This window comes from Sorangium sp. So ce176 (assembly GCF_051519835.1).
Taxonomy (GTDB): domain Bacteria; phylum Myxococcota_A; class Polyangia; order Polyangiales; family Polyangiaceae; genus Sorangium; species Sorangium cellulosum_G.
Genome location: NZ_CP150371.1, coordinates 8479593 through 8506343, shown reverse-complemented (window position 1 = coordinate 8506343; position 26751 = coordinate 8479593). Strand labels below are relative to the sequence as shown.

Below are 26751 nucleotides of genomic sequence, written 5' to 3'. Positions count from 1 at the left end.
CGTCTCGCTCGCGCTGACTTCCAGCCTCCGGCGCGGCTAGACTGAGCGCGTGAGCGACAGGCGATTGACGGCCTCCGAGCCCGCGCCACGCACGGAGCCGCGCAGCGAGCAGGGACACGGCTCCGGCTTCGTCTCCGCGCCGCAGCGCATCGCCGGGCGCTACGAGATCCTCAGCCTGCTCGGCACCGGCGGCATGGGCAGCGTGTACCGCGTCCGCGACGTGGAGCTCGACGAGGTGGTCGCCCTCAAGATGCTGCGGCGTGATCTCGCTGACTCCGCCGGGATGATCGATCGCTTCCGGCAGGAGGTGAAGCTCGCGCGCCGCGTGACGCACAGGAACGTCGCCAGGACGTTCGATTTCGGCGACCACGACGGCGAGAAGTTCCTCACGATGGAGTGCGTCGACGGCGAGTCGCTGCACAGCGTCCTGGCGCGGACGGGCCCGATGCCGGCGCAGCAGGTGATCGGCATCGGCTGCGCGCTCTGCGACGGGCTCGGCGCGGCGCACGCGGCGGGCATCGTGCACCGCGACCTCAAGCCCGAGAACGTGCTCCTCGACCGGACCGGGCGGGTCGTCATCACCGACTTCGGCATCGCCCGCGCCTCGTCCGGGCCGAGCGCCGGCGAGTCGTCGGGCTTCGTGCTCGGCTCGCCCGCGTACATGTCGCCGGAGCAGCTCACGGGCGAGCCCGACATCGACGCCCGCACCGACATCTACGCGCTCGGCATGATCCTCTTCGAGTGCCTGACCCACCGGCGCGCCTGGCCGGGCGCCGGCGCGATCGCGGCCGCCATGTCCAGGCTGAGGGCCCCGCCGCCCGACCCGCGCGCCGTCCGTCCGGACGTGCCCGCCGCGGTGGCCGACGTCGTCCTGAAGTGCATGGCGATGCGGCGGGAGGAGCGCTACGCGAGCGCCGCCGAGGCGCACCGCGCGCTCGTGCTCGCGCGCTCGCGGGTGTCGATGGCCCCGCAGCCCGCCCAGTCCCTCGCCTCGGCGATCGCCGCCGCTTCTGCGGCCACGGGCGTGCCGACGGCGCCGCAGCCGATCGAGCAGAGCCCGACCCGGGTCGCGGCGGCGCCCGAGGCGGTCACCGCGGCGCAGCAGCGGCTCATGTCGCCCACGCTGGCGGCGCCCATGCCCATGTCGGTGCCGGCGCCGTCGTCCGACCCGACGCCCGCGCTGAAGACGGTCGCCGTGCTCCCGTTCCGCAACGTGGGCGCGCCCGACGACGAGTACCTCGCCGACGGCTTCACCGAGGACCTCACCGACACGCTCTCGATGACCGCCGGCCTCAAGGTGCGGCCGCGCGCCGCGGCGGCGCGGGTGCAGCTCGACAACCGCGACCCCAGGGACGTCGGCCGCGAGCTCGGCGTGCAGGTCGTCGTCGAGGGGTCGATCCGCCGCAGCGGCGGCGGCCACGCCCAGGACGGGCCGCGCTCGCAGACGGCCGCGCCGTACTCGCGGCCGGGGTCGCGCCTCCCGTTCGGCGGCGTGCGCGTGACAGTGCGCGTCATCAGCGTCGAGGACGGCTTCCAGCTCTGGGCGAAGCGGTTCGACAGCTCGCCCGAGGCGCTGCTCGCGGTGAGCGACGACGCGGCGGCCGCCATCGCTGACGCGCTCACGGTCGACGTCGCCAGCCGCGACCGCGAGGCGCCGAGCGACCCGCGCGCCATCGACCTCTACCTGCGCGCGCGCCACCAGCTGCGGCACCTCTGGTACGGCGACGCCGCGCCGGCCGTGGCGCTCTTCGAGGAGGCGCTGTCGTTCTCCCCGAACGACCCGAACATCCTGTCCGGCTACGCGATCGCCTCGGCGCGGCTGATGGCGGCGCGGGGCGACGGCAGGGCGCAGCTCTCGAAGGCGCAGCAGGCCGCCGAGCGGGCGATCGCGCTTGCGCCCTCGCTCGGCGAGCCGTGGGTCGCCCTCGCGACGGTCCGCTTCAGCGCGTGCGACCCGGTCGCCGCCGTGCCGGCGCTGCGCAAGGCGCTCCAGTGCGCGCCGAGCCTGGCCAAGGCGCACGAGCTGCTCGGCCGCATCCTGCTCGAGGCGGGGCTCGTCGAGGAGGCGGTCTTCCGGCTCGACACGGCGCTGTCGCTCGATCCGAGCGAGCTGTTCCCGCGCTGGGAGCTCGCGCGCGGCCGCGCGCTGCTCGGCGACTGGTCGGGGGCCAGCGCGCTGCTCGACCTGCCGGCCGACGACCCGTCGAGCCGCTTCCACAAGGCGGTGATGGGCGCCCGGTTCGGGCTGTGGCGCGCCCGGCCGTTCCCGATCGACGACCTGCCGCTCGCGACCGAGACCATCCCGATCCAGTACGCGCGCATCTACCGCGACGTGCTCGCGACGTCGCGGCTGTCGGACGAGCAGCGGGCGTTCCTGCGCTCGAAGGCGGACGCCTGCGAGCCGGGCAGCCGCCTGCGCCCGCTCTTCCTGCAGATGTACGCCGAGGTCCTCGCCTACCTCGGCGAGGACGAGGCGCTCTTCCATGTGCTCGCCGGCGCGGTGGAGGCGGGGCTCTTCGACGCCCTCTGGATGCAGCGCTGCGCGGTCCTCGAGCGCGCCCGGTCCGACGCGCGCTTCGCCCCGCTGCGCGCGCGGGTCGAGGAGCGCGCCGCGGCGATCGTCGCCGCGCTGAAGGCCTGAGCGCGGCGCTCAGCCCCTGCGCGCGTTCCTTGCCGCCCTGGAGACGGCGGGCATGAGCACGTCGCCCTCCACGTGGCCGGCGACGTCGAGGATAGTGCGCCCCTCCGCGTCGCGCCCCGGGCGCTCGCGCGTGTAGCGGTCCGCGGGGGAGGCGAGCACGACGCCGAGCTCGCGCGCCACGCCCGTGAGCTCGGCCGCGACGGCCGCCTCGACGATCCGGGCGCGCTCGCCGCTCGGCGTGCCGGGCGGGATGGCGACGGCCACCGAGCCCGAGACGACCCCCTCCTGCGCGAGCAGCCCGTGCGGCGAGCCGGTCTTCAGCGCGAGCTTGAGCGCCACGCGCGCGGCCTCCAGGCGCTCGCGCGCGGCGGCGAGCGACGCCGCGCCGCGGCGGAGGACCTCGTGCGCGTCCGCCGACCGATCGCCGCGGTGCTCCTCGGCCACCTGGGCGTTCTCTTCCCGGATCCGCGTGACCTCGGCCTCGGCGGCCGCGATGTCGGCCTCGTACTGCGACAGATCGATGGAGCTCATGGAGTTGTCGTCACCCTCGTTTCGTGAACAGGAGGCTGCCCGCGAGCAGCACCCCGGCGGCCGCGGCGCCGTAGAGGCAATAGCGCGCGAGCGCCGCGTGGCCAGCGAGGTAGAGCTCCAGCCCCGCGAAGCCCGCCGCGATCGCGAGCGCCGCATAGATGAGCTGGCGCACCCCGGTGTAGACGAGCGACGCGGCCTGCGACAGGCCGCGGACCTTCACCTCGGCCTCGCCGCGGTTGGCGCGCGTGAGGTACTTGCGCAGGTCGTCGGGGATCGTCAGCGCCTTGATCCCCATGTCCTTCGCTGCCTCGAGCGCGATCTGGGCCCAGTCGCGGTTGCCGAGGACGAAGTCCTGGACGTAGGGGCGCACCACATCCATCGGGTTGAGGTCCGGATCGAGCTGCGTGCACACCCCGGTGAGCAGGATGAGCGTGCGCTCGAGCAGCACGAAGTCGCGCGGCACGTGGAAGGCGCCGGAGAGCTCCTTCAGGCCGATGTTCATGCGCCGCAGGTCGATGAGGCTCTCGATGCCCTTCTGCGGGTCGAGCTTGATGTCCTTCAGGTTGAAGGACTCGAGCTTCACCTCGTCCTGGAAGCGCTGGTGGAAGAACTCGACGACGCGCTCGCTCACGTCGACGGTGTCGCGCCGCGACAGGAAGCCCATCTTGCGCAGCGCCTTGATGATCCCGTCCGTGTCGCGGCGGATCACGGCCTCGAGGAACTCGGGGATGCCCTCGCGCATCTCGTGGGAGAGCTCCGCGACCGCGCCGAAGTCGAGCAGGATGAGCTCCCCGCCCGGCCCGACCAGCATGTTCCCCGGGTGCGGATCCGCGTGGTAGACGCCGTCGACGAAGATCTGCTGGCAGAAGACCTGGACGATCTGCCGGGCGAGCGCCTTGCGGTCGACGCCGTGCGCCTCGAGCGCCGCGAGGTCGCCCACCTTGATCCCCTCGACGAACGTCGTCGTCATCACCCGGCGCGTGCAGTACGGGTCGATGGGGCGGGGGAACCGGACCTGCGGCTGGTTCGCGAAGTTGTCGGCGATGCGCGTGATGTTCCTGGCCTCGCGCACGAAGTCGAGCTCCTCCAGGATCATCGAGCGGATCTGGTGGTAGTAGGCGTCGAGCCCCTGCACCGGGACGAAGTTCGCGATGATCGCCATGATGCGGCGGATGGTGAGCAGGTCGAGGCGGACGATCTCGTCGATGTCGCGGTGCTGCACCTTCACGGCGACGCGCGTGCCGTCCATGAGCCACGCCTCGTGCACCTGGCCGAGCGACGCGCTCGCGAGCGGCTCCCTGTGGAAGCGGGCGAAGAGCTGCTCGATGGGGCGCCCGAGCTCGTCGGCGATGCGCGCCGCGATCTCCTCGTAGGGGCGCGGCGGCACCTGATCCTGCAGCCCCTCGAGCCCCGCGCGCAGCGCGGCGGGGAGGAAGTTCGCCATGATGCTGAGCATCTGGCCGACCTTGATGAACAGGCCCTGGAGCTCGACGATGGTGCGCTCGATGCGGCGCGCGTTCCTCGCGTGGACCTCGTCGACGCGGCCCTGCGCCCAGGCCTCGCCGAGGAGGCGGCTCAGGAAGGCGAACCAGAGGTAGCTCGCGATGACGGTGAACGTCGTGAGGTAGGCGCGGATGAAGCGGCCGCTCTGCGCGGCGTTCTGCCGGAACGATCGCGGCGTCGCGGCGGGGCTCCGCGGGAGCGGCGCCGCGTGCACCACCGCGGGCGGCGCGGATGGCGCGGACGGCGGCGCGGACGGCGCGTGCACCACCGCGGGCGGCTCGGGGGACCGCGCGGAAGGCGCGCGGGCGACCTCGGCGGGCGCGCGCAGCAGCCCGGGGGACGAGCTCAGCTCTTCGGGGGCGGCGCCGTGGGACACGGCGGCAGCCTAGCATCGGTCGGCGTCCACCCGTGAAAACGCGGGTGCGATGCGGTGCGCAACCGTCGGCGCGTCATCGCGCCCGCGCCATGGCCTCGGCGATCGCGTCGTGGGCGGCGGGCCGCGCGCGGCGGATCGCGTCGGAGGCGCGCGTCGGGTGGACCCGGTTCGTGAGCAGCACGCCGACGAGCCCCGCGTCCGGATCGATCCAGAGGCTCGTCCCGGTGAACCCGAGGTGGCCGAAGGTCCTCGGGCCGAACCGGGCGCCGGAGCTCGGCCTCTCGCCGCTCCTGCCGTCGAACCCGGCGCGCAGCGATCCGCCCGGCCGGGGCGCGACGAGCCGGCAGAGCTCGTCGCGCGTGAGCCACGCCGGCCGCTCGCCCGCGAGCGCCTCGAGCAGCGCGACCCCGAGCCGCGCCACCGACATCGCGTCGCCGAAGAGGCCCGCGTGCCCGGCCATCGCGTCGCGCGCGATCGTCCACGCGTTGTCGTCGTGCACCGCGCCGCGGATCACGCCCCCGCGGAACGCGACGTCCTCCGTGGGCACGACGCGCTCGTCGAACCGCGGATCGCGGCGCCTGAGCGCGCGCGCCGGCGCGATCGCGAGCCCGAGCGGGCCGGTCACCTCGCGCGCGACGATCTCGTCGAGCTCGGCCGCGCCGCGCCGCGCGAGCGCCGCGCCGAGGAGCAGGTAGCCGAGGTCGCTGTAGACAGGCGGAAACCCCTCGTCCGGCGGATGGCCCGCGCACGCCTCGCGCCGCCCGTTCGCGCACTCGAGCAGCGCGCGGCGAGGATCGATCGGCGCGTCGTCGCCGGGCGGATGGAGCACGCGGTGCGCCTCGAGCCCGGCGCGGTGCGCGGCGAGCAGCTCGAGCGGCACGCGGGCCGAGCGCGTGCCCGCGAGCTCTGGAAGCACCTGACCGAGCGGCTCGTCGAGCCTCACCGCGCCGGCGCGCGCGAGCCGGGCGAGGGCGAGCGCCGTGAGCGGCTTCGTCACCGACGCGAGATCGAAGATCGCGTCGCTCGTCGCCGCGGGCGGCGCCGCGCCGCGCGCATTGGCCGGCGGGCTGCTCTCGAACCAGAGGTGCCCGGCGGCGCCGAATCCGTACTGGACGTTGTTTCGGGTGTGCACGGCGGCGGCGACGCACGCGCAGGGGGCGGCGCTGTGTTCTTCGACCACGAGCGCTGCGACGGCCGTGAGATCGACGAGGGGCATGCACGACGATGAAAAGGCCGCCCGTGCGCCCGTGTCAAACGGCCTCGGGCGGCGGCCCGATCGGGCCCGGAGAAAGGCGGAACGACCCCCCGGAAATCGCGAGCGGCGCGGGCGGTCCTGCTTCAGGATCCCGCCGTGACTTCCCCCACGAGCACCGAACCACGGGCCGCCGTTGCGTCGCTCGCCGCGCTGGCGTCGCGGTACGACGGTCGCCGGCCCGATCGCTGGTCGCCCGTCCCCGAGCAGCTCGACGCGGCGATCGCGCACGACGTCGAGCTCGCCGAGGCGGGGCGCGTGGCGCGCGCGCCGCTCGTGGCCGAGCTCGCGCGTCGGTTCGAGTTCCCCGCGCGCTATCTCGACGCGATCCTGCTCGTGCCGCGCGAGCGCTTCGTCCTGCCGGAGGACCTCGCGGCCTCCGCGGACGACACCCCGCTGCCGCTCGATCGGGCCGGGCACGCGACCGTGAGCGCGCCGCACGCGTACCTGCTCACCTACAGCTTGCTCGGCCTCGCGCCGGGCGATCGCCTCCTCGAGCTCGGCACGGGGACCGGCTACGGGGCCGCGCTCGCGCGGCGCATCCTCGGTCCGAGCGGGCACGTCACCTCGATCGAGATCGACCCTGCCTTGCACGTGCGCGCGGCGCGGCAGCTCGGCGCGCGGCCGGATCCTCGGGGCGACGACGAGGCGCTCGCGTGCAGCAGCGCCGGGCCTTCCTACGAGGGCGCGAGCGTCACGCTGCTGTGCGGCGACGGGCGCTCGCTCGCCGAGCGCGTGCTCGCTGTCGGTCGGGCGCTGCCGTCGGAGCGCCCGTGGAAGGTCGCGGTGACCTACGCGCTGGCCGAGCCGCCCACCGCGCTCGAGGAGCAGCTCGCCGACGGCGGCGTCCTTGTCGCGCCGGTCGGCGCCTGGGAGGTCCACCAGGAGCTCATGCGCGTCGAGCGCCAGCAGGGCGCGCTCCTCCGCGAGGTGCACGGCGCGGTGCGCTACGTCGCGGAGCGCGGCCGCGGGTAAGGCTGCTGGTTAGGCGATGCCGGTGAGCGCGGCCGCCGGCGGCGGGCCGGCCCGCGTCCGCCCGGTGCATTGCGCGCAGGTGTGCGCGCGAGGGCTGTCGAAGGCTGGTCATGCGCGCCGTAGGGCCTCCTAGTCCACGGCGCCGCGCCGCAGCGGCGCGGCGAGGCTCCTGTAACCGGCACCGATCTCGGGCTAACGAGAAAGCGGCGATGCTAGCGGAAGCAAGCTTCAAGAATTTCAAGCTGCTCCAAGACGTGAGGCTGCCTCTCGGGCAGCTCAACGTGCTGGTCGGCCCGAACGCCGTGGGCAAGAGCACCGTGCTGGAGGGGATGCACTACCTGCTCCAGCTTGCCACCCTGAGCTCCAAGAAACTCAAGCTCAAGACCGGCCGTCCGGGGGCGCTCTTCACGGACAAGCGCGCACTGGAAAACCTCCTCGCCAAGCCGGACGCCACCGAGCTCGAGCTGGAAGCCGTCCTGGTGGATGGCAGGCGGTTCGGTCTTCGTGCAGGGGCTACGAAGGACGAGCTGGGATCTGACTCGTTCCACCTGTGGTTCGGCAAGGACGGGCAGGTGGCGGAGATCCGTCTGCCCGGCAACGACCACGCAGAAGAACGGCTCTTCTTTCGAGGCCCCCGTGAGGCGAAGCTCGGATCGGTCGTCCGGCTCAAGCTGCACGCCGAGACGCTCGCCGCGGAGCACTACTCCGAGGAGGAGATCCCGCGCGTGGAGTACGACGGTGGGGGTCTGGCTTCGGTGCTGCAGTACCTGCAGGGGCTGCGGGACGGGACCCTGGAGTCCATCGAGCACGATCTGTCGACCCAGCGAGATCGACTGGGTGGCAGAGACCTTCGAGGCGTGTCGGGCATCGATCGAGGACGGCCTTTCCCCGTGTCGGAGCTGGCGAGGCGTGGAGGGCTCCGGCTGGCTCGACCTCCACCGCGCGTCGGATCTCGCCCGCGAGCGCGGGCTCCGCATCTACGGCAGCTTCGCGGGAGATCCGGGGGCTCTCACCGAGGGCTGGTCATGCCGGGTCGACCCGCAGCATGTCCGGATGACAGACCTCGATGTCCAGATGACACACGTCGATGTCCAGATGACACACGTCGATGTCCAGATGACACACGTCGATGTCCAGATGACACACGTCGATGTCCAGATGACGCCCCTGAACGTCCGGGTGACACACTCCCGGGTCCAGGTGGCGCATCTCCCATGTCCGGGGGGCGAATTGTGACAGCCCGTGCCAGTGTCCGGCGTTTCGTTGCTCCTGGACGCCGGATCCCGGCATCGTGGTGAGCGCCGGCGGGGGTCTCCGCGCGGCGGGGGCGGGTGGGCGCGTCGAGCACCGACCGAGGTGCCATCCGGTGTCAGGGGGCTCCACGTCTCAGGCGCGCCTTGTGTGGCGCGCGACGGAACGTCTCAGGAGGCATGGCCCGAAGGGAGACATGCCGGGCGGTGTTCTCAGCGCAAGCGCTCTGGTCCCCGTCTTGGCGGATGGCCGAGCGCCTACCCGCCCCCGCCGCGCGGAGACCCCCGCCGGCGCGTGCTGCTCGGCACAGCGCTCCCCGCCGTTCACGTCCCACGTCGACCCACCGCCCCGCCACCTGGATCAGAGAACGCCCCACCGTCTTTGACCCCCGGCCTCGCAGAACTTTATCCTGGCGTCCCCGAGAGGCGGGGCCGCCCCGGCGCGTCGGCTCGACCCGTCGTGGACCAGGGAGAAGACCGGAAGCACTATGGCGGAGTTCGTTTGGGAGGCGCGCGGCCGCACCGGAGAGATCCGGAAGGGCACGATGGAGGCCGAGAACGAGGCGGCGGTGCAGAACCGGCTCCGCGCCCAGCAGCTCAACCCGACCCGGGTCAAGAAGAAGGGCGCCCAGCTCAACTTCAGCCTGAGCTTCGGCTCGGGCGTCGAGGCCAAGGACCTCGTCAAGTTCATCCGCCAGTTCGCGACGATGATCGACGCGGGCCTCCCGCTCGTCCAGTGCCTCGAGATCCTCTCGAACCAGGAGCCCAACAAGGTCTTCCAGGCGGCGCTGCGCGACATCAAGAACACCGTCGAGCAGGGCGCCACGTTCAGCGACGCGCTCCGGCGCCACCCGAAGATCTTCGACGACCTGTTCGTGAACCTCGTCCAGGCCGGCGAGGTGGGCGGCATCCTCGACAGCATCCTGAACCGGCTCGCGATCTACATCGAGAAGCGCGTCAAGCTCGCGCGCCAGGTGCGGGGCGCGCTCGCGTACCCGGTCGCCGTCATCATCATCATGATCGTCGTCATGATCGTGCTGATGTCGTTCGTCATCCCGTCGTTCGAGACGATGTTCGCGGAGTTCGGGGCGAAGGACGCGCTCCCGCAGCTCACGAAGATCGTCATCGCGACGTCGAAGGCGTTCGTGACCTACCTCCCGCTCATCGTCGTGCTGACGGTGGCCGGGGTCGTCGGCGCGGTCTACTTCTACCGCTCGCCGGTCGGCAAGCGGATGGTGCACCGCGTCCTGCTCAAGCTGCCGATCATCGGCCCGGTCATGCAGAAGATCGCCGTGGCGCGGTTCTCGCGCACGCTCGGCACGCTGCTCGGCTCCGGCGTCCCGATCCTCGACGCGCTCGACATCGTCGCGAAGACGGCCGGCAACGTCGTCGTCGAGGAGGGCCTCATGTACTCGCGCCAGAAGATCTCCGAGGGGAAGAACATGGCCGAGCCGCTCGGCGAGATGCAGGTCTTCCCCGGCATGGTCGTGCAGATGGTCGCGGTCGGCGAGCAGACCGGCGCGCTCGACACGATGCTGAACAAGATCGCCGACTTCTACGAGGAGGAGGTCGACGTCGCCGTCTCCGCGCTGACGTCGCTGCTCGAGCCGCTGCTCATGGTCGTCGTCGGCGGCATGGTCGGCGTCGTGCTCATCTCGATGTACCTGCCGATCTTCGATCTCGCCGGCAAGATCAAGGCGGAGTGATGTCGGCGTCGGCCCCCGCGGCGAGCCCGGGCGGCGAGGCCGGCGCGCCGCGAGATGGGGCCGAGGCGGGTCCGCCCCCGGCCTCGCCGGCCGCCGCGCCCCTCCCGCCCGTCGCTCCCGCCGGCGACGAGGCGTCGCTCGCGAGCCGGCTCACCTGGCTCATCGCGCTGCGCCTCGCGGTGCTCACGGTCTTCCTCGTCGTGACCGCGGCGGTGTACCTCGGCGGCTTCACCCCCGGCGGCTTCTCCAGCATCGTCGCGCTCGTGACGGTCGCCGCGGCGTACGGCGTCTCGGGGATCTACGCGGTGTTCCTGCGCATGAACCGCGCCCTCCGCGCGATCGCCCGGGCGCAGCTCGTCACCGATCAGATCACCTGGACCGCGCTCGTGTACATCACCGGCGGGGCCACGAGCGGCGCCACGTCGCTCTACGGCCTCACCTGCCTCACGGGGGCGATCCTCCTCGGGCTCCCGGGCGCGCTCGTCGCGGCGGGGTCCGGCGCCTCCGCCTACCTCCTGCTGTGCGCCGCGCTCGGGCTGCACCTCGTCGGCGTGCCGCCGGATCAGCCCTCCGGGGCCTACGTGACGACCTGGGGCGAGCTCCGGTACCCCATGTTCGTCAACCTGCTCGCGATCATGGTGGTCACGCTGCTCGCGAGCTACCTCGCCGAGCGGCTGCGCGCGACCGGCGGCCGGCTCGTGCAGGCCACCGCGCGGGCGGAGCAGGCCGAGCGGCTCGCGGCGCTGGGCCGCCTCGCCGCGGGGCTGGCGCACGAGATCCGCAACCCGCTCGGCTCGATCGCGGGATCCATCGAGCTGCTGCGCACGGGCGGCACGCTCTCGGACGAGGACCGGAAGCTCTGCGAGATCATCGAGCGCGAGACGGCGCGCCTGAACGACCTCGTGGGCGACATGCTCGACCTGTCGCGCCCCCGGGCGCCGGCGCTCGGGGCCGTCGACCTCTCGGTGACGGCGCGCGACGTCGTCGTGCTCGCGGGGCGCTCGGGCCGCGGCGGCGACGTCGAGGTCCGCTTCGAGGGCCCGCCGTCCGCGCCCGTGACAGCCGACGCCGCGCAGATGCGCCAGGTCGTCTGGAACCTCGTGCGGAACGCGATCCAGGCGAGCTCGCCGGGCGCGGCCGTGGCGGTGCGCCTCGGGCGCGACGCAGGCGCCTGGACCCTCGAGATCCGCGACCAGGGCCGCGGCATCCCCGCGGGCGCCCGCGACCGCCTCTTCGACGCGTTCTTCACGACCCGCACGCACGGCATGGGCATCGGCCTCGCCGTGGTGAAGCGGATCCTCGACGATCACGGCTTCGCGATCGAGGTGGACAGCCGCGAGGGCGAGGGCACCGCCTTCCGGGTGAAGATCCCGGACCGGCCGCTCGCGGAAGGCGCGGCGGAGCCCCTCGCCGTCGCCGCGGGAGATTGCGGCGGAGCTCGCTTCCGCTCATGAATAGCGCGCGACGAGCGTCGTCTGCCCCTCGAGGGCGGATCAGCGCCGGCGGATTACCGTCTCTTTTCGCGATGTTCATGGAGAGCAAGGAGAACCCCACGTGACACGCAGGATGAACCACCTCTTCGCGGCGACGTTCTCGCTGCTCGCGCTCACGCTCGGCCAGGTGGGCCTCGCGAACGCCGGGCCGGCGACGGACGTCGTCAAGGCCAAGCAGACGGTCCTGTTCGACCTTCTGAAGCAGGGCGGGGGCGAGGGGCAGAAGAAGGTCGGCGCGATCTTCGACGAGATGCTCGACTACTCGGCGCTGGCCGAGAGCTCGCTCGGCAGCGAGTGGGCCGCCCGGACCGACGCCGAGAAGAAGCAGTTCAGCGATCTGCTCAAGCAGCTCGTGCGCAAGGCCTACGAGCGCAACCTGAAGAAGACGCTCGACTTCAACATCGAGTACATGGGCGAGAGCGAGAACGCCGGCGTCATCACGGTCAAGACGCGGGCCGTCTCCAGGAAGGACGCGCGCGAGGAGCCGGTCGAGATCGCCTTCAAGCTCTCCCAGAAGGGGGGCACCTGGCTCGTGCGGGACATCGTCACCGAGGGCGTCAGCCTGGTGGGGAGCTACCGCGCGCAGTTCACGAAGATCATCAAGAAGGACGGGTTCCCGGCGCTGATCCAGAAGATGAAGGACAAGCTCGCCAAGGGCGACCTCTGACCGGCCTGCCGGCGGCGCTCGCCTCGTGAGCGCGCCGCGCCCGGCGGCGCCCCGCGCAGCCCGGCCGCCGTGACCCCCCCGCGCAGCCCGGCCGCCGTGGCCGCCCGCGCGGCGGGCGCCCCCCGCGCCCGAGCGCCCCGCGCGCCCCCTCGGCGCGCCCTCCACGCACGTTTCCACGCTCGGTTGCCGTGAACTCGCCTGAATTGCCGCAGGGTTGATAGCCTTGGCGGGTATGGCTGCTGGACAGAGGCGCGGCCGGTCGGCGCGCGCGCTGGGCCTTCCGCCGTCGCTCCGCGCGCTCGCGCCCGGCGGCGGTGCGGCCCCGCGTCCGCCCGACGACCGCCCTGTCCTCCGGCTGGCCGTCAGCAAGGGGGCGCTCGCGATCGAGCTCGGCGAGCCGTTCGCGCTCGGCCCGCTCCGCGTGACCGAGCTCGTCGTGCGGCTCGCCGGGATCCGGTTCCCCGTCGACCTCTCCGGCGGCGTCGCGCGCTTCCGCCACCGCCGCGGCCAGCTCGCCCGGATCGCCGTCGAGGCGCAGGGGAGCGACCTCGCCGGCTGGGCCGCGCCGCGGCTCCGCGGCTTCTTCGGCGAGGGCACCCCGCAGCTCCTCATCGCGCCGATCGAGGACGGCGCGCTTGTCGCGCTGCGATCCGGCGAGACGGCGCTCGCGTTCGAGGTCGCCGTCGCGCCCGGCGAGCGCGCGCTCAGGCTCCTGCCGGAGCGCGCCCGCGGCATCGGCCTCGAGGCCCCGCCGCACGCGCTCGCGCTCCGGGCGCTCTCGCTGATCGCGGGCGCGCACGGGCGCGTCGTCGAGGGCGCTGTCGTGCTGGACGCCGCTGTCGAGCGCATCGTCCGCCTGCTCCTCCCCGCGGCCGGCGCGAGGGCGCCCGCGGTGGGCGGGGTGCAGTGGACGGCCGTGGCCGCCGAGGCGGGCCGCTTCCGCGCCGAGGGCGCGCTCGGCGAGATGCCTCCGGCGCTGAGCGACCGCGCGCTCCGGGCGCTCGAGGCGGCCGAGCTCGCGGGCGCCGCCGACGAGCTCGCGCTCGCGGGCGGGCTCGATCAGGCGCGCTACAACTACCTCTCCGCGCTGGAGCGCGCCCCGCGGCACCCCGAGATCTCCTCGCGCCTCGCCTGGCTCGACCTCGTCATCGGCGATCGCGCCGAGGGGGCGCTCTCCACCGTCGTCGAGGCCATGCCCGCCGTGGACGCCGGCCTCCTCGGCGGCGCGCTCCTCGAGGCGGTCGGCGACCGCGACGGCGCCTTCTCGGCGCTCGCCCGTGCCGCGCACGCCGAGCCCTACGGCCCGCTCGCCGCGCTCGCCTGGCTGCGCGCGGCGCGGCTCGCGGACACGTTCGACGTGCGCCTCGACGCGCTGAACCTCGGCGTCACGCGCGCCCCCGGGCTCGAGTCGCTGCGCTGGGCGCGGCTCGAGGCGCGGCTCGACGTCGCCGACGTGCGCGGCGCCCTCGCCGACGCCGAGCATCTCGAGGCCTCCGCGCGCGGCCCCGACGCGCGCCACGCCGTCTACCGCAGGGCCGCCGAGATGATCCTCGCGCGCGGCTACGCCGCCGACGCGCGGGCGCTCTTCGAGCGGGCGCTCCGTTACGCGCCCGAGAGCCCCGACGCTGTCGCGGGCCTCGCGCGCTCGCTGCGCGCGGCCGGGGAGGGGAGGCGCGCGCTCGACCTCCTCGCCCGCGCGCGCGCGCTCGCCGCGCGCAGCGGCGCGCCCGCCTGCGCGCTCGACCTGGAGCTCGGCCGCGGCCTGGCAGAGCTCGCCGGCGATCTTCCGGCGGCGGTCGCGCGCGTGCGGGCCATCCCGCCCGGCGAGCCGGAGGCGCTGCAGGCGCGCCTGCTCGAGGGCCGCTGGTGCGCCGAGCTCGGCGATCTCGGCGGCGCGTCGGTCGCGCTCGGGCGGCTGCGCGACGCGGTCGAGCTCGCGCTCCAGGGCCGCGCCGCCGACGACGCCGGCTCCGCCCGCGGCCGCGGCGCGCTGCTCGGCGAGGGCCACGCGGCCGTGGCGGCGATGCTCGCCGAGGCCGCCGAGATCGAGGAGCGATCCCGCGGTGATCTCCTCGCAGCGCAGCGCCACCTCGGCCTCGCGCTGCGCCTCCGGCCGCGCGACCCGGGCGTCCTCGCCTCCTTCCGTCGCGTCTCGGGCGAGATCGCCCCCCACCAGGCCGCGCCGCCCGCCGCGGCCGCCCCGATCCCGTCGCCCCCGCGCCCTCGCGCGACCGAGCAGCGGATCGAGGTCCACGTCCCCGCGCCGCGCCGGCGCACGCTCCCGCCCGAGCCCGTGGTGATCGCCTCCGCGCCGGCGGCTCCTCCCCTCGTCCCCCGGCCGCCGGCGGCCCCCACGCCGGTCGACCGCGGGTTGCTCGACTGGCCGCCGGTGGCCCCTGTCGACCCTGGGTTGATCGAGGAGATGCCCACGCTCGACAACGGGGACACGTCCACCGAGCTGAACGCGCCCGGCCCGCCCAGCGTCACGCTGGCGGAGGGCCAGTCGCCGCTCCTGCGCGGGTTCGCCCTCGACGACGAGCTCCTCGCCGACCGGCTCGCCGATCGCCTCCGCGCCGATCCCACCGATCAGGGCGTGGCGATGGCGCTCGCCGACGTGCTCGCCCGGCTCGGCCGCGATCTCGACCTCCTCGCCCTGCTCTCGGCGCGCATGGACGAGGGGGACGAGGCGACGCGGCAGGAGGTCGCGCCGCGCCGTCGCGACGTGCTCGCGCGGCTCGCCGCGAGGGCGCGCGGCGAGGGGCGCGACGCCGAGGCGGAGCTCTACGAGATGCTGCTCCACGCCGATTCAACCTGAGCCTCGCCTCGGCGGCCCAGCTCACAGCGCGCCCGTCGCCGCCGCGCGTCCCCGCCGCGCGCTTGGCCCGCGCCCTTCGCCCGTGATAGCCGGATCTCCTGCGCAGCGCGCGCTGCGCCTGGAGGTGCAGCATGGCCGAGGAGCCGCCGAACCGCATCCACCCTGGGGGCTCGCCGTGCGAGCCGGGCGCCTCGCCCGCGAGGGCAGATCGCCCGATCCTCGTGCAGAAGTATGGCGGCTCGTCGGTCGCCGACGTCGACCGGATCGGCAAGGTCGCCGACCGCGTCGTGGCCGCGAAGCGCGCTGGCAACGACGTCGTGGTCGTTGTCAGCGCGATGGGCAAGACCACCGACGGCCTGCTCTCCCTCGCGCGGCAGGCCGCGGCCGCGGGCGGCGCGGGCGGCGATCCTCCCCGGCGCGAGCTCGACATGCTGCTCTCGACGGGCGAGCGCGTCTCGATGGCGCTCCTCTCGATCGCGATCCAGGCCCGCGGCTTCGAGGCGATCTCGTTCACGGGCTCCCAGTCCGGCATCCTCACGAACGATCGCCACTTCGACGCGCGGATCATCGAGGTCCGCCCGTTCCGGATCGAGGACGAGCTCGCCCGTGGCCGCATCGTGATCGTCGCCGGCTACCAGGGCATGAGCTACCGCCGCGAGATCACGACGCTCGGCCGCGGCGGCTCCGACACCACGGCTGTCGCGCTCGCGGCGGCGCTGCGCGCCGAGCGCTGCGAGATCTACAGCGACGTCGACGGCGTGTACTCGGCCGACCCCCGGGTCGTCCCCGACGCCCGTCACCTCCCCGAGCTCGACTGCGCGGTCCTCCAGGAGATGGCCGAGTGCGGCGCCAAGGTGGTCTGCGCCCAGGCGGTCGAGTGGGCGCGCCGCTCCGGCGTTGCCCTGTTTGCCCGGTCGACCTTCGACGCCGCCCCCGGCGCGCGCGAGACAGTCGTGCGCCGCTTCGCGTCCGGCGCAGCGTCTCCGACGATCGCGGCGCGCGCGATCGTCGCCGAGGCCAACGTCGTCCTCGCGCGCGCCCCCGGCGGTCTCCGGCTCGACGCCCTCGTCCGCGCCGCGGGCGAGCTCGGCGTGAGCTTCCGGGATCTCTCGCTCGGACCCGGCGGCGGCGCGTTCGTGCTCCCGCTCCTCAACGTGCCCGACTGGCAGGGCGCGAAGCGCCAGCTCACCGCGCTCCTTCCCTCCCTCGAGCTCATCGAGGGCCTCGCCTCCGTCAGCGTCGTCGGCGACGGCCTCACCGCCACCGCCGAGCCCCTCGCCCGTTTCACAGAGGTCCTCGAGCGCTCCAGCATCGCGCCCCGCTTCCTTGTCGCCGGCCCGCTGCGCCTCGGCGCCCTCGTCGACGCCGCCGACGCCGCCCCCGCGCAGCGCCTCCTCCACGCATCGTTCGTCGAGGGGTGATCGCTCCCCGCGACCGCGCAGACCCGAGCTCCCCCCGTCCACCGTAGGCCCCCGGAGAACACCCTCTCCGGGGGCCGGGCGTCCCCGGAGCTCCTAGTGCTTCCGCTGCCTCGTGAGCGCGAGGAGCCCCGCCGAGCACGCGACCCACACGACCTCGCGCGACGCGTCCCAGGCGATCGCCGCCCGCGGCATCCCCGCCGCGTCGTCCTCCGCGGCCCCGTGAGGCGTCGCCTCGATCTCGGCGATCAGCGTGGGCGCCGCGTTCGACGGCACATGGACGAGCTGCGCCCGGCGCTCGCCCTCGCGCGCGACCAGCGCGAGCAGCGCCGAGCCCCTGTGGTCTCCCGCGAACGCGAGCGCGACCACCAGCGGCAGCCCCTCGATCACCCGGAACGTCTCGCCCCCGTCGCGCGACACGCACAGGAGCCCCGCCCCCGAGAGCGCGACCGACCGCCCCCCCGACGCCGCCGCGAGCCGCCCGTCGTCGGCCTCCGCCGCGCGCCGCGCGGCCCCGGACAGCGGCACCGCCGGCGAGCCCTCGTCGTCGCCGCGGAGCCGCTCGAGCTGCGGCCCCGCCTCGGTGCTCGTGAGCGCCACGATCACCCCCTCGCTCGCGCTCATCCGGAGCACCCCGTCCCGCAGCGCGGGCCCGAGCGACAGCGACAGCGCCCCGCGCGCCGGCGCCGGCGCCGCCTCGCGGCGCGCCGACCCCGGCGTCACGGCCGAGCCGGTCTCCGGCGGGACAACGACCGCCCCGGCCGCGGGCGACCACAGCGTCTTGCCGGACAGCACCCAGAGCCGCCCCGGCGTCATCGCGAGCGTCACCGGCGCGCCGCCCGACCCCCACGCGCCCAGCGGGCTCGCCGTCTTCCCCCGATCGTCGCTCAGGAGCAGGTTGCCTCGGCGCGTGGCGATGAGCAGCGCGGCGTCCGACAGCGCGATCGACGACGCCGACGCGTCCACCCCGGCGCGCCGCGCGGCCAGCGCCCCCGCGTCGACGACGAGCACGGTCCCGCGGTCGCCGCCCGTGCGGTCCGCGCGCCGCGCGCGACCTCCCGATCGCGCGGCCGGCTCGCTCGTCCCGGGCTCGGGGCCTGCGCCTCCGGCGACGACGTAGCCGCCGGCCGCCGCGAGCGTGCTGCACGGCACCGCCGCGCCGGCGCCCTCGACGACGACCCACGGCAGCGCGTCCCAGACCGGCGCCTGATCGTCCGCGAGATCGGGCAGCTCCGCGAGCAGGTCCTCGCCCTCGTACGCGCCGTCCTGATCGGCGTCGAGCGCGGGCAGCTCGCCCTCGTCCACGTCGTCCGACGGATCCTCCCCGGTCCCCTCCGCGCCGCCGTCGTCGCCGTGCGCCCCGCCGTGCGCGTCGAGATCGTCGTTGTCGTCGTCCTCGTGCCCGGCCGCCTCGTCGGACAGCCACGAGCCCGCGTCGGCGTCCGCGATCCCCTCGTGGAGCGCCCCGACGTCGACGCCCTCCTCCGCGGCCTCGTCTTCTCCGACCCCGTCCTCGTCCTCCGCGAGCTCGACGCCGACCTCCAGGTCGCTCGCGTTCACGTCGTCGAGCCCGCCCTCCGCGTCGTCGAGCGTCTGCAGGAGCTCCTCGAAGCCCTCGTCGCGCTCTTCCTCTTCGTCGTGCCCGAGCGGCGGCAGGTCGATCAGCTTGTCATCGTTCTCATCGCGCTCGCGCTCGAGCTCCTCATCGTCGACGGCGGTCTTCGGCTGCTGCGCCGGGCACGTCTCGCGGCGCTCCGCCATGCGCTCGCTGCAGGATCGGGGGGCTGACATCGGCGGGAGTGTAGCGCCCCTCGCGACGCTTTCGCCCCGCGCGACGCACCCCGCAGGCGTCCACGCGCGCGATCCCCCCTCTCCAGAGCCTGCCCGCCGCCGGTCGCGGCGGCCTCTCCCTCCCGGCCCGACAAGGAGCCCGCCGCGCTCCGCCGACCCCTGCGGCGGGTACCCGGTGCACATCATGTTTGTACAAAGTTTGTTCCATACACGCGCTCCCGGGCCATCCGGTGGCCCAGTTCACCAAAGTTGCGCCATGGATACCTGAGTTTACGGACGATTTCATGTCGCTCCCGAGGGTCCTGTATGTATAATCTTTGTTGATGCTATTTGACGTAGAATGATCGTGGCCATAGAGTCGATTTCGCCATGTTCGACATCGTCGTCTCCTCCGCGCCGGCAACGCCCTTTGCCCACCGCGTCGCGGCTGCGCTTCGCGAGGCCCGCATGCGCGTAGTCACCTGCGAGATCTCGCCGAGCCGCCCGCCGCCGGACGCGCTGCGGGTCGACGCGGCCGTGGCCTGCGCGCAGAGCCCCGCGGCGCTGCTGGACATGGCCCGCTCGCTCCGCGCGACGCTCGACGGCCCGCCGCCCGTGATCGGCGTCAGCTCGTCGCGCGCGATCTTCTCGATGGCGGAGCTCTCGGGGGCGCTCGCGGACGACGTCCCGGGCTCGGTGCTCGCCGCCCAGGTCCAGCGGCTCGCGGCGCAGTCCGAGCGGCAGCGGAGCCGCGTCATCCTGCGCGGCGAGCTCGACGACGTGGGGCTCGACGGGCTCCTCGCCTCGCTCGCGTCGCGCAGCCGGAGCTGCTTCATCCGCGTGCGCGCCGGCGCGCTCCGCGCCGAGGTGACTGTCGACGCCGGGCGGCCCGTCCACGCCCGCGCCGACGGCGTGCGGCCCTCGGAGCGCTGGACCGACGCGCTCGTCGCGCTCGGCGGCTGGCAGGGCGCGACCTTCGAGGTCGTCGCGAGCGAGGCGAGCGGACCGCAGCGCGCCGAGCGCGAGAGCCACGGCCCCCCGGCGTTCCCGTCCGACGACGCGGCCGACGTGGCCCTCGCCGCCGCGGTCGTGAACGCCTGCACCGCCTACGCGCGCGCCTGGCTCGGCCCCTCGACGACGTCGCGCCTGCTCGCGGCGTCCTGGACCACGTCGCGCGAGCTCCACGGCGCGCTCGACGCGTTCGCCATCAGCGGCGACGCGCTCGTCTCGGTGGCCCAGATCGATCGCGCCCGCTCGGCGATCCCGCAGGCGGTCGCCGCCTGGATCGTCGCCTTCTTCGACGCCGCCGCGGAGAAGGTGCCCTCGCGCTTCCAGCGCCGTCGCATCCGCGAGGTCCTTGGCGGGCTCACGCGCCTCGTCGAGCAGGTCGGCTGGGCGAGCGTCCTGTTCGAAGGAGTCGAGCGATGACCCAGACGTCGACGATGGATGAGGCGCCGGAGAGCCCCGCGGAGCCCCTCCCCGCCAGCGTGGAGCGCCTCGCCGAGATGACCTCGCAGGAGGTCGACGACCTCCCGTACGGCTTCATCATGCTGGACGAGGAGGGCGTCGTGCTGCTCTACAACCGCTACGAGCAGCGCATGAGCCGCCTCCCGTCCGACCGGGTCGTGGGCAGGAGCTTCTTCCAGGAGATCGCGCCCTGCACCCGGGTCGAGGCGTTCCTCGGCCGGTTCCGCGCGCTCGCGCAGCAGCCGCCCGGCGCGACCGACAGGTTCGCGTTCCGCTTCCACTTCCTGCACGGGGCGCAGGACGTCCACGTCCAGCTCGCGCGCGCGCCGGTGAACCGCGTGTTCATGACCGTGCACCGCGTCCCGCTCGAGCACGACGAGCACGAGCGCCCGGCGACGATCCGCCACGAGCGCGAGCGCGGCCGGCTGAACGGCCCGCTCGGCGCCATGTTCCCGCTCGCGTGGGATCAGGTCGCCGCGCTGCTCGCGCGGGTCGGCCAGGGCGCCGCGCGGGAGCTCGGCCGCGGCGTCGGCCGCAAGATCGCGGGCGTCGCGGAGCACACGGTGGTCGAGGCGGGCGCGGCCGCGCTCGACAAGGCGCCGGTGCTGCTCGCGGTGGGCGCGCTCGACCAGGCGCTCGCCGAGCTCGGGATGGGGCGGCTCGCCGCGGATTTCTCCGTGAACCCTCCGCGCGTCGCGTGCTTCGTGCGGCCGCCTGTCGAGTCCGGATCGATCGAGCTGTCCGCCTTCTACGAGGGCGTGCTCGAGACGACGATCAGCGCGGCGCTCGACGCGGCGCACGTCGCCCGGTGCATCGAGGGGAGCGATCTCGCGGCGACGCCGTGGCGCTTCGTTGTCGTGCCCGTCGAGCGCGCCCACGAGCTCCGCGCCCTCGAAGGTGAGCGGCCCGACGATCTCGCGAAGCGCTTCGGTCTCCTCGATAGCGGCTCGGGGGCCGCGGATCGGCGGACGATCGTGGCCTCTTGACGCGGGGCGGGCGCCGGTCATCCCCGCCCTTCTTTGACCGGCGTGCCCGCTGGATCCCTCCCGCGAGCGGTGCTTAGCTCCGCCCTCCAATGCGCCGGCGCGACAGCAATTCCAGGCCAGTCGCCTCTGCGTCTCCGGCCGGCGAGCGGTCCTCGGCGGCCTCCGCGGAGACGCTCGGGCCTGCTCGCGGCCCTCTCTCGATCGCGGAGGCGAGCGCGGGGATGCTGGTGCAGGACGTGCTGGTGCATCCGGCGGACGTCGTGTTCGTGAAGGGCATCGTCGAGGCGAGCGATGGGATCGCGCTCCTGCTCGCGGATCGCGGCGGAGAGCTCACGCTCGCGGCGCCGCTCGGCCGGGGCGCCGAGTTCGCCGAGCTCCTGCTCGATCTGGAGCGGGACGTCGGGGTGCGGCGCCGCGGCGCGCCACGCTGAGGCAGGCATGACGGAGCGCCGCGAGCCGAGCTCGGTCGATCTCACGCAGGAGTCTGCGCTGGATCCTGCTGTCCACGAGGGCGCGGCGCAGGGCCTGCCCGCGGCCTCGGGCGCGCTGCTCGATCCGCGCATCCTCGCCGCGTGGCGGGAGTGGCTCGCCGCGCTCGCGACCGACGCCGAGGCCGCCATCGCGGCGGCGCACGTGTACGGGGAGCTCGGCCCCGAGGCGCGCGACGCGTGGCTCGACGTCCTCGCGGAGGACGCGCCCAAGCTGCCGGTCCCGCCGGTCGCGATCTACGCGCCGCTCCTGTCGGTCGAGAGCGACGCGGAGCGCCGCCTGCGGATCGAGATCGCGATCGGGGAGGGGGAGCGCGCGTGGGGTCCGGTCGGCGGCTTTGCGCTGCGCGGCATCGCCGCGGGGGGCGATCGGGTGGTGGCGCTGGTGACGCCGCTCTACCTCCGCTTCGTGCGGGTGCTCTGGTGTCGTTACCTCCCCGAGGACGGCGTCGCGTGGGCGCGGCACGATCCGATCGTCCGCGCGGAGGAGGCGCCCGGTCCCGGGATGCTGCTCGACGGCGCGCAGCTCGAGGCGACGCCGATCAAGCTGGTCATCGAGGAGCTGTGCCACGCGATCCTCGCGCAGCAGCGCAAGGGCGCCGAGCTCCCGGCCTCGCTGCAGCTCTGCGCCGATCTGTTCGACGCCCACCTCGAGGGAGATCCGCTGCCGTGAGGCCGCTCGCGCCGGTCGGCTTGCCGCTGGTCTTGCTCGCGATCGGCTGCGCGGGCAGCGGCGACGCCGTCCGGGAGCCCGCGGCGGGCCCGCCGGCGACCGCGGAGGTCGCGGCGCGCGGCCCGGTGCGCACCTTCTCGTACGAGACGCTCGACGGGCGCGCGCTCTCCACCGCCTCGCTGGCGGGCAGGTTCAGCGTGATCGGCTTCGTCGCGACGTACGACGTGGCGTCCCAGGCCGAGGCGCGGTTCCTCTCGGGGTTGTTCCGCGATCACACGCCGCGGATCAACGCCGCGCTCCTCGTCCTCGAGGCGAGCGAGAACCGTCCGCTCGTCGAGGCCTTCGTCGCCGCGATGAAGCTCCCGTACCCGGTGGCGCTCGCGGACGCCCCGACGATCGCCGGCGAGGGGCCGTTCGCCGGGCTGCACCACGTGCCGAGCGTGGTCATCCTCGATCCCGAGGGGAGGGAGGCGTTCCGGCACGTGGGCCTCATCACCCAGGAAGCGCTCGAGGAGGTCCTCCGCCGCCTCGAGCGCGAGGGCGCGCGGCCCGCGAGGTAGGCCGCGCGCGCGCCGTCTGCCGGGGCTGCGCTGATTCCTGGCTCGGGGCGCGGCGGGCCGGGCGATGATGGCCCCCATGCTCGACCACCTCGGATTTCCCGTCTCGGACTTTGCGCGAAGTAAGGCCTTCTACCAGGCGGCGCTGGCCCCTCTTGGTTACGGGCTCGTGATGGAGATCACGCCCGAGATGACCGGCGGAGAGGGCAGCCATGCCGGCCTGGGGGCCAATGGCAAGCCGGATTTCTGGATTGGCACGGGCGCTGCCCTTCAGGGCACGCTGCACGTCGCCTTCATCGCGAAGACGCGCGCCGATGTCGACGCGTTTTACCGGGCGGCGCTCGAGGCGGGAGGAGTCGACAACGGACCGCCGGGGCTCCGGCCGCAGTACCACCCGAACTACTACGGGGCTTTCGTGCTCGATCCTGATGGGCACAACATCGAGGCGGTGTGCCATGGCCCCTGAGGGGGTGGGGGGAAGCACTCTCTTTTGAGCGGTGGTCTCGTCGATTGGCGAGATAGCGAGAAAGCGCCGGGAGACCGTTTACCCCGTCTTTCGTCTTTCGTCTTTCTTCTCCCGTCTTTCGTCTCCCGTCTCCGTGCGCGTCTGTCGTGCGCGTGCCCGATCCATCTCGTCTCTCGTGCGCGTGCGCGTCTGTCGTGCGCGTGCCCGATCCATCCCCTCTCCCGTCTCCGTGAGACGTCTAGCGGCACGGCCGAGGACGAGCACGCGCACGCGCACGCGCACGAGAGACGAGCACGCGAGACGGAAGAGGGACGACGGAGGACGTGAGACGTGAGACGTGAGACGTGAGGCGGAGGATGCGAGACGTGAGACGGCAGACGTGCGACGGAGGATGCGAGACGGCGAGCCTCGCGATCAGAGCCTGCTCAGGAGCTCCGTCTTCTTCGCAGCAAACTCCTGCTCGGTGATGATCCCCTTTTGCCTCAGCTCGGCGAGCCGCTCGATCGCGCCGAAGATATCCGCCTCCTGAGCCGAAGAGGCGCGCGGCATCACAGCCTCGGCCTGCTGCGCCGGAGAGGCCGTGTACCCGGCCCCTGGCGCCTGCTGCACGGCCAGGTCGCCGGACACGATGGGCAAGCTCAGCACGCTCACCACACCATACTGGCTGGTGAACGTGACCGACGACCCCGACCCTTGCTGCTGCGATACGCCGCCGATCTGGTGATCGAGCGTATCGTAGACGCTGACCCGCCCGTTGACGTCGACCGCCAGGCGCCGCGCGCCGGGGAAGTAGGCATACCGGACGTCGTTCTGCGATCCGGTGGAGCTCGGCACCCCGAGCTCCCCGGGCCACCAGCTCCCCGAACCACCCCCCGACGCCGGGACGAACAGGCTCACCGGCGAGCTACCGAATCCGCCGCTGCCACCTTGCTGCTGCTGCTGTCCACCCTGCGTCTGGGACTGATAGCTCGCAGGCGCAGGCGCGAAGGGCTGGCTGGCCAGGAGACTCGACAGCTCCGAACACAGGCCCTCCACCTTGGACTTGAGGCCGCTGTTGAACATGTCGCCGATCATGGTCATGCCGCCCTGCATCCACTGCCCCCCGCCGCCGAGCTCGGGGTGGTAGAACTGCGCCATCGTCCCATGACCGTTCACGAGCGCTTGCAGCAGCGTCATCACCGCGTCGGTGCTGACGAAATAGCGCTGTGACAGCTCGGAAACTCTCCGCTGACCTTCGGTGGTGAGTTGCTGCATGATGAGGCGCTCCCGTTGAGGAAGCGCCGAGCGTGGCACGGCGGCCTGTCGCTCGCAACGCGAGCTGGGGGCAGCGAGGGAGATCAGCCAGCGAGCTTGCGCGCGCTCGCGAGCTGGACACAGACCGCGACGACCTCCATCGCGACGCGGATCTGATCGAGCGGCGGCATCGACGGCGCGATCCGGATGTTGCGATCGCGAGGATCGCGGCCGTACGGGTACGTCGCACCGGCGCCGGTGAGCTTCACGCCCGCCTTGTCGGCCAGACGCACGACCTCCTTGGCGGAGCCGTCCGGGGTGTCGAGGCTGACGAAGTAGCCGCCGCGCGGCGTGGTCCAGGTGGCGATGCCCTTTCCGCCGAGCTCGCGCTCGAAGATGCTCGTCACCGCCTCGAACTTGGGCCGCAGCAGCTCGGCGTGCCGCTGCATGTGGCTCAGCAAACCCTTGTAATCCTTGAAGAATCGGACGTGCCGGAGCTGGTTCACCTTGTCCGGGCCGATGGTCTGGATGCCGAGGTGCTTCTTCGCGTCGGCCACGTTCGCGGGGCTCGACGCCATGGCCGCGACGCCGCTGCCGGCGAACGAGATCTTCGACGTCGACGCGAAGACGATCGGCCGGTTGGGGTTGCCCGCGGACTGACACGCCGACACGATGTCCGCGAGCCTGTCGCCCTCGGCGTAGAGGTCGTGGACCGCATAGGCGTTGTCCCAGAAGAGGCGGAAATCCGCGGCCGCGGCCTTCATGCTCGCGAGCCGGCGGACGACCTCGGGAGCGTACGTGGTGCCGGTCGGGTTGCTGTACTTCGGGACGCACCACATGCCCTTGATCGACGCGTCCTCGGCGACCAGCCGCTCGACCTGGGCCATGTCGGGCCCGGCGTCGTTCAGATCGACCGTGATCATCTCGATGCCGTGGTGCTCGCAGATCGCGAAGTGGCGATCGTAACCGGGGCTCGGGCAGAGGAACTTGACCTTCGGCTGCTTCGCCCAGGCGCCGTTGCCGTCGGGCACGCCGTGGACGAGCGCGCGGACCACCGCGTCGTGCATCATCGTCAGGCTGCTGGTCCCGCCGACGATGACCTGCGCCGCGGGCACCTCGAGCATCCCGGCGAAGATGGCCTTCATCTCCGGCAGGCCGTCGAGGCCGCCATAGTTGCGCGTATCCGAGCCGTCCGAGGCGATGAGGTCGTTCGCGCCGGGCAGGGCGAGCATGCCGTTCGCGAGATCGAGCTGCTCGGACGACGGCTTGCCGCGCGTCATGTCGAGCTTGAGCCCGCGGGCTACAAAGGCATCATAACGGGCCTCGAGCTCCTTGGTGAGCGAGGCGAGTGCATCCGGGGACAACGAGCGCAGTTCGGTCATGGCGAGCGATGTCTAGCAGAACTTCGCGCGCGCGTCGCGACCCGCGTGGATCCCCGCTGTTCGCCGCGGAGACGCTGCAGCCGGGCCGCCCGCCGGCGCGCAGGCCCGCCGCGCGTCGCCCTGACCTCGGCCGTCGCGCCCGGCGCCACGCCCCTGCCTGGGGCGCTGTGACAGGCGCCCTCGACATGATGCATTCTGCCACGAGCGCCCGGTTACCAGGCCTCCGCTCGCGCGTGCAGCCGTGGCGACCGGCGCTGGTACGCGCTCTGCATGACATGAGAGAGGCGGGAGAGCGGCGATTGGCGGTGATCTGACGTTCAGAGGAGGAGGATGCATGGCTGTCGAGGCCCTGCGCGACAATCACGTGATGGCTCAAGACCCTTCTCGCCTGAGCGCGCGGCCGCAGACGAGGCCGCAGGGCGGGCTCTCGGCCGGGCTGAGGCCGCTCGGGCTGTCGCCGCGGCGCGACGGGCTGCTCTACGTCCCGGCGGGGTACCGGGCCGACCGCCCCGCGCCGCTCGCGGTCCTGCTGCACGGGGCGGGGGGCAACGCGCACCACGCCATCGCGCTGCTGAAGGACCTCGCGGACGAGGCGGGCCTGCTGCTCCTCGCGCCGGACTCCCGCCACGCCACCTGGGACATCCTCGCGGACGACGCGTACGGCCCCGACGTCGCCTTCCTGGACCGCGCGCTCGGCCAGCTCTTCCGCGACGCTGCCGTCGACGCGTCAAGGGTAGCGATCGGCGGCTTCTCCGACGGGGCGTCCTACGCGCTGTCGCTCGGGCTCACCAACGGCGACCTGTTCACCCACGTGATCGCGTTCTCGCCGGGCTTCATGGCCCCGGCGGAGCAGCGCGGCCGCCCGCGCATCTTCGTCTCGCACGGCACGCAGGACAAGGTGCTGCGGATCGACCCGTGCAGCCGCCGCCTCGCGCCGCTCATCCGGCGCGCGGGCCACGATCTGCGCTACCGGGAGTTCGACGGGCCGCACACGGTGCCCCCGGAGATGGCGCGCGACGCCGTCGACTGGTTCTTGCGAGGGGCGGGCTGAGCTCGAGCTGGAGGGCAGAAGGAGAGGCGCCGGGCGAGCCGCCCGGCGCTC

General features: G+C 73.6%; 21 protein-coding genes and 1 pseudogene. 16 read left to right on the top strand and 6 right to left on the bottom strand.

Going from position 1 to position 26751, the window contains the following annotated elements; translation table 11 throughout:
- Window positions 1-49: 49 nt before the first annotated feature.
- Entirely contained in the window at window positions 50-2641 is a 2592-nt protein-coding gene (locus WMF42_RS32050) for a protein kinase domain-containing protein (protein ID WP_437686603.1), read from the top strand.
- A 9-nt stretch (window positions 2642-2650) separates the two neighbouring features.
- Here the strand turns inward: WMF42_RS32050 and WMF42_RS32045 are convergent, their stop codons facing one another.
- From WMF42_RS32045 to WMF42_RS32035, 3 genes are all read right to left on the bottom strand, one after another.
- Window positions 2651-3172 (bottom strand): hypothetical protein, encoded by a 522-nt coding sequence (locus WMF42_RS32045; protein WP_437686601.1) that lies wholly within the window; start codon window positions 3170-3172, stop codon window positions 2651-2653.
- A gap of 10 nt (window positions 3173-3182) precedes the next feature.
- Window positions 3183-5051, bottom strand: a complete 1869-nt coding sequence (locus WMF42_RS32040) for an ABC1 kinase family protein (protein WP_437686599.1) — start codon at window positions 5049-5051, stop codon at window positions 3183-3185.
- Between the two features lie 73 nt (window positions 5052-5124).
- Window positions 5125-6267, bottom strand: coding sequence for a serine hydrolase domain-containing protein (locus WMF42_RS32035; RefSeq protein WP_437686597.1), 1143 nt, complete (start codon window positions 6265-6267; stop codon window positions 5125-5127).
- Between the two features lie 135 nt (window positions 6268-6402).
- Here WMF42_RS32035 and WMF42_RS32030 point away from each other — a divergent pair, with 135 nt between their 5' ends.
- From WMF42_RS32030 to WMF42_RS31995, 8 genes and pseudogenes are all read left to right on the top strand, one after another.
- Entirely contained in the window at window positions 6403-7278 is an 876-nt protein-coding gene (locus WMF42_RS32030; RefSeq protein WP_437686595.1) for a protein-L-isoaspartate O-methyltransferase family protein, read from the top strand.
- Window positions 7279-7388: 110 nt separating this feature from the next.
- Window positions 7389-8069 (top strand): annotated as a pseudogene (locus WMF42_RS32025) (AAA family ATPase); the annotation flags it as partial.
- Between the two features lie 46 nt (window positions 8070-8115).
- On the top strand, window positions 8116-8514 hold the full coding sequence (locus tag WMF42_RS32020; protein WP_437694471.1) for a hypothetical protein: 399 nt from the start codon (window positions 8116-8118) through the stop codon (window positions 8512-8514).
- Between the two features lie 502 nt (window positions 8515-9016).
- Entirely contained in the window at window positions 9017-10234 is a 1218-nt protein-coding gene (locus WMF42_RS32015; RefSeq protein ID WP_061611072.1) for a type II secretion system F family protein, read from the top strand.
- The gene (locus tag WMF42_RS32010) at window positions 10234-11688 is read left to right on the top strand and encodes a sensor histidine kinase (protein WP_437686593.1); all 1455 of its coding nucleotides are present in this window, start codon (window positions 10234-10236) and stop codon (window positions 11686-11688) included. Before WMF42_RS32015 ends, WMF42_RS32010 begins: the two co-directional genes overlap by 1 nt.
- A 100-nt stretch (window positions 11689-11788) precedes the next feature.
- Window positions 11789-12394, top strand: coding sequence for an MlaC/ttg2D family ABC transporter substrate-binding protein (locus WMF42_RS32005; RefSeq protein ID WP_437686591.1), 606 nt, complete (start codon window positions 11789-11791; stop codon window positions 12392-12394).
- A 232-nt stretch (window positions 12395-12626) separates the two neighbouring features.
- On the top strand, window positions 12627-15209 hold the full coding sequence (locus WMF42_RS32000) for a tetratricopeptide repeat protein (protein WP_437686589.1): 2583 nt from the start codon (window positions 12627-12629) through the stop codon (window positions 15207-15209).
- Between the two features lie 131 nt (window positions 15210-15340).
- Entirely contained in the window at window positions 15341-16630 is a 1290-nt protein-coding gene (locus WMF42_RS31995; RefSeq protein ID WP_437686587.1) for an aspartate kinase, read from the top strand.
- Between the two features lie 93 nt (window positions 16631-16723).
- On the opposite strand, the gene WMF42_RS31990 is transcribed toward WMF42_RS31995, so the two are convergent.
- Window positions 16724-18418 (bottom strand): hypothetical protein, encoded by a 1695-nt coding sequence (locus WMF42_RS31990; RefSeq protein WP_061610014.1) that lies wholly within the window; start codon window positions 18416-18418, stop codon window positions 16724-16726.
- Window positions 18419-18865: 447 nt separating this feature from the next.
- Between WMF42_RS31990 and WMF42_RS31985 the strand changes: the two genes are divergently transcribed.
- The 6 genes from WMF42_RS31985 to WMF42_RS31960 all read left to right on the top strand — a co-directional run bounded on the left by WMF42_RS31985 (window position 18866) and on the right by WMF42_RS31960 (window position 23034).
- Entirely contained in the window at window positions 18866-19825 is a 960-nt protein-coding gene (locus WMF42_RS31985) for a DUF4388 domain-containing protein (protein WP_437686585.1), read from the top strand.
- Window positions 19822-20850 (top strand): PAS domain-containing protein, encoded by a 1029-nt coding sequence (locus tag WMF42_RS31980; protein WP_061610016.1) that lies wholly within the window; start codon window positions 19822-19824, stop codon window positions 20848-20850. The genes WMF42_RS31985 and WMF42_RS31980 overlap by 4 nt, the downstream gene beginning before the upstream one ends.
- Before the next feature lie 221 nt (window positions 20851-21071).
- Window positions 21072-21281 (top strand): DUF4911 domain-containing protein, encoded by a 210-nt coding sequence (locus tag WMF42_RS31975; RefSeq protein ID WP_233561958.1) that lies wholly within the window; start codon window positions 21072-21074, stop codon window positions 21279-21281.
- A 7-nt stretch (window positions 21282-21288) separates the two neighbouring features.
- Window positions 21289-22011: a hypothetical protein gene (locus WMF42_RS31970; RefSeq protein ID WP_061610018.1), complete on the top strand. Its 723-nt coding sequence runs from the start codon at window positions 21289-21291 to the stop codon at window positions 22009-22011.
- A complete protein-coding gene (locus tag WMF42_RS31965) occupies window positions 22008-22571 on the top strand; it encodes a TlpA family protein disulfide reductase (RefSeq protein ID WP_061610019.1) in 564 nt (187 codons plus the stop codon). Before WMF42_RS31970 ends, WMF42_RS31965 begins: the two co-directional genes overlap by 4 nt.
- 76 nt (window positions 22572-22647) lie before the next feature.
- Window positions 22648-23034, top strand: coding sequence for a VOC family protein (locus WMF42_RS31960; protein WP_061610020.1), 387 nt, complete (start codon window positions 22648-22650; stop codon window positions 23032-23034).
- A gap of 414 nt (window positions 23035-23448) precedes the next feature.
- Here the strand turns inward: WMF42_RS31960 and WMF42_RS31955 are convergent, their stop codons facing one another.
- Both WMF42_RS31955 and WMF42_RS31950 read right to left on the bottom strand, forming a co-directional pair.
- Window positions 23449-24288 carry an SHOCT domain-containing protein gene (locus WMF42_RS31955; protein WP_437686582.1) on the bottom strand — a complete coding sequence of 280 codons (840 nt, stop codon included), beginning with the start codon at window positions 24286-24288 and terminating at the stop codon, window positions 23449-23451.
- Window positions 24289-24371: 83 nt separating this feature from the next.
- Complete coding sequence (locus WMF42_RS31950; protein WP_061610022.1) at window positions 24372-25649, bottom strand: aminotransferase class I/II-fold pyridoxal phosphate-dependent enzyme; 1278 nt, start codon at window positions 25647-25649, stop codon at window positions 24372-24374.
- Window positions 25650-25983: 334 nt separating this feature from the next.
- Here WMF42_RS31950 and WMF42_RS31945 point away from each other — a divergent pair, with 334 nt between their 5' ends.
- Window positions 25984-26700 (top strand): alpha/beta hydrolase, encoded by a 717-nt coding sequence (locus WMF42_RS31945; protein WP_437686580.1) that lies wholly within the window; start codon window positions 25984-25986, stop codon window positions 26698-26700.
- Window positions 26701-26751: the final 51 nt, after the last annotated feature.

Bases quoted from the DNA above. Each gene is read 5' to 3' on its own strand.
- WMF42_RS32045 (WP_437686601.1), bottom strand. From the start codon at position 3,172: ATGAGCTCCATCGATCTGTCGCAGTACGAGGCCGACATCGCGGCCGCC.
- WMF42_RS32035 (WP_437686597.1), bottom strand. From the start codon at position 6,267: ATGCCCCTCGTCGATCTCACGGCCGTCGCAGCGCTCGTGGTCGAAGAA.
- WMF42_RS32015 (WP_061611072.1), top strand. From the start codon at position 9,017: ATGGCGGAGTTCGTTTGGGAGGCGCGCGGCCGCACCGGAGAGATCCGG.
- WMF42_RS32010 (WP_437686593.1), top strand. From the start codon at position 10,234: ATGTCGGCGTCGGCCCCCGCGGCGAGCCCGGGCGGCGAGGCCGGCGCG.
- WMF42_RS32000 (WP_437686589.1), top strand. From the start codon at position 12,627: ATGGCTGCTGGACAGAGGCGCGGCCGGTCGGCGCGCGCGCTGGGCCTT.
- WMF42_RS31995 (WP_437686587.1), top strand. From the start codon at position 15,341: ATGGCCGAGGAGCCGCCGAACCGCATCCACCCTGGGGGCTCGCCGTGC.
- WMF42_RS31990 (WP_061610014.1), bottom strand. From the start codon at position 18,418: ATGTCAGCCCCCCGATCCTGCAGCGAGCGCATGGCGGAGCGCCGCGAG.
- WMF42_RS31985 (WP_437686585.1), top strand. From the start codon at position 18,866: ATGCGCGTAGTCACCTGCGAGATCTCGCCGAGCCGCCCGCCGCCGGAC.
- WMF42_RS31980 (WP_061610016.1), top strand. From the start codon at position 19,822: ATGACCCAGACGTCGACGATGGATGAGGCGCCGGAGAGCCCCGCGGAG.
- WMF42_RS31975 (WP_233561958.1), top strand. From the start codon at position 21,072: ATGCTGGTGCAGGACGTGCTGGTGCATCCGGCGGACGTCGTGTTCGTG.
- WMF42_RS31970 (WP_061610018.1), top strand. From the start codon at position 21,289: ATGACGGAGCGCCGCGAGCCGAGCTCGGTCGATCTCACGCAGGAGTCT.
- WMF42_RS31960 (WP_061610020.1), top strand. From the start codon at position 22,648: ATGCTCGACCACCTCGGATTTCCCGTCTCGGACTTTGCGCGAAGTAAG.
- WMF42_RS31955 (WP_437686582.1), bottom strand. From the start codon at position 24,288: ATGCAGCAACTCACCACCGAAGGTCAGCGGAGAGTTTCCGAGCTGTCA.
- WMF42_RS31950 (WP_061610022.1), bottom strand. From the start codon at position 25,649: ATGACCGAACTGCGCTCGTTGTCCCCGGATGCACTCGCCTCGCTCACC.
- WMF42_RS31945 (WP_437686580.1), top strand. From the start codon at position 25,984: ATGGCTGTCGAGGCCCTGCGCGACAATCACGTGATGGCTCAAGACCCT.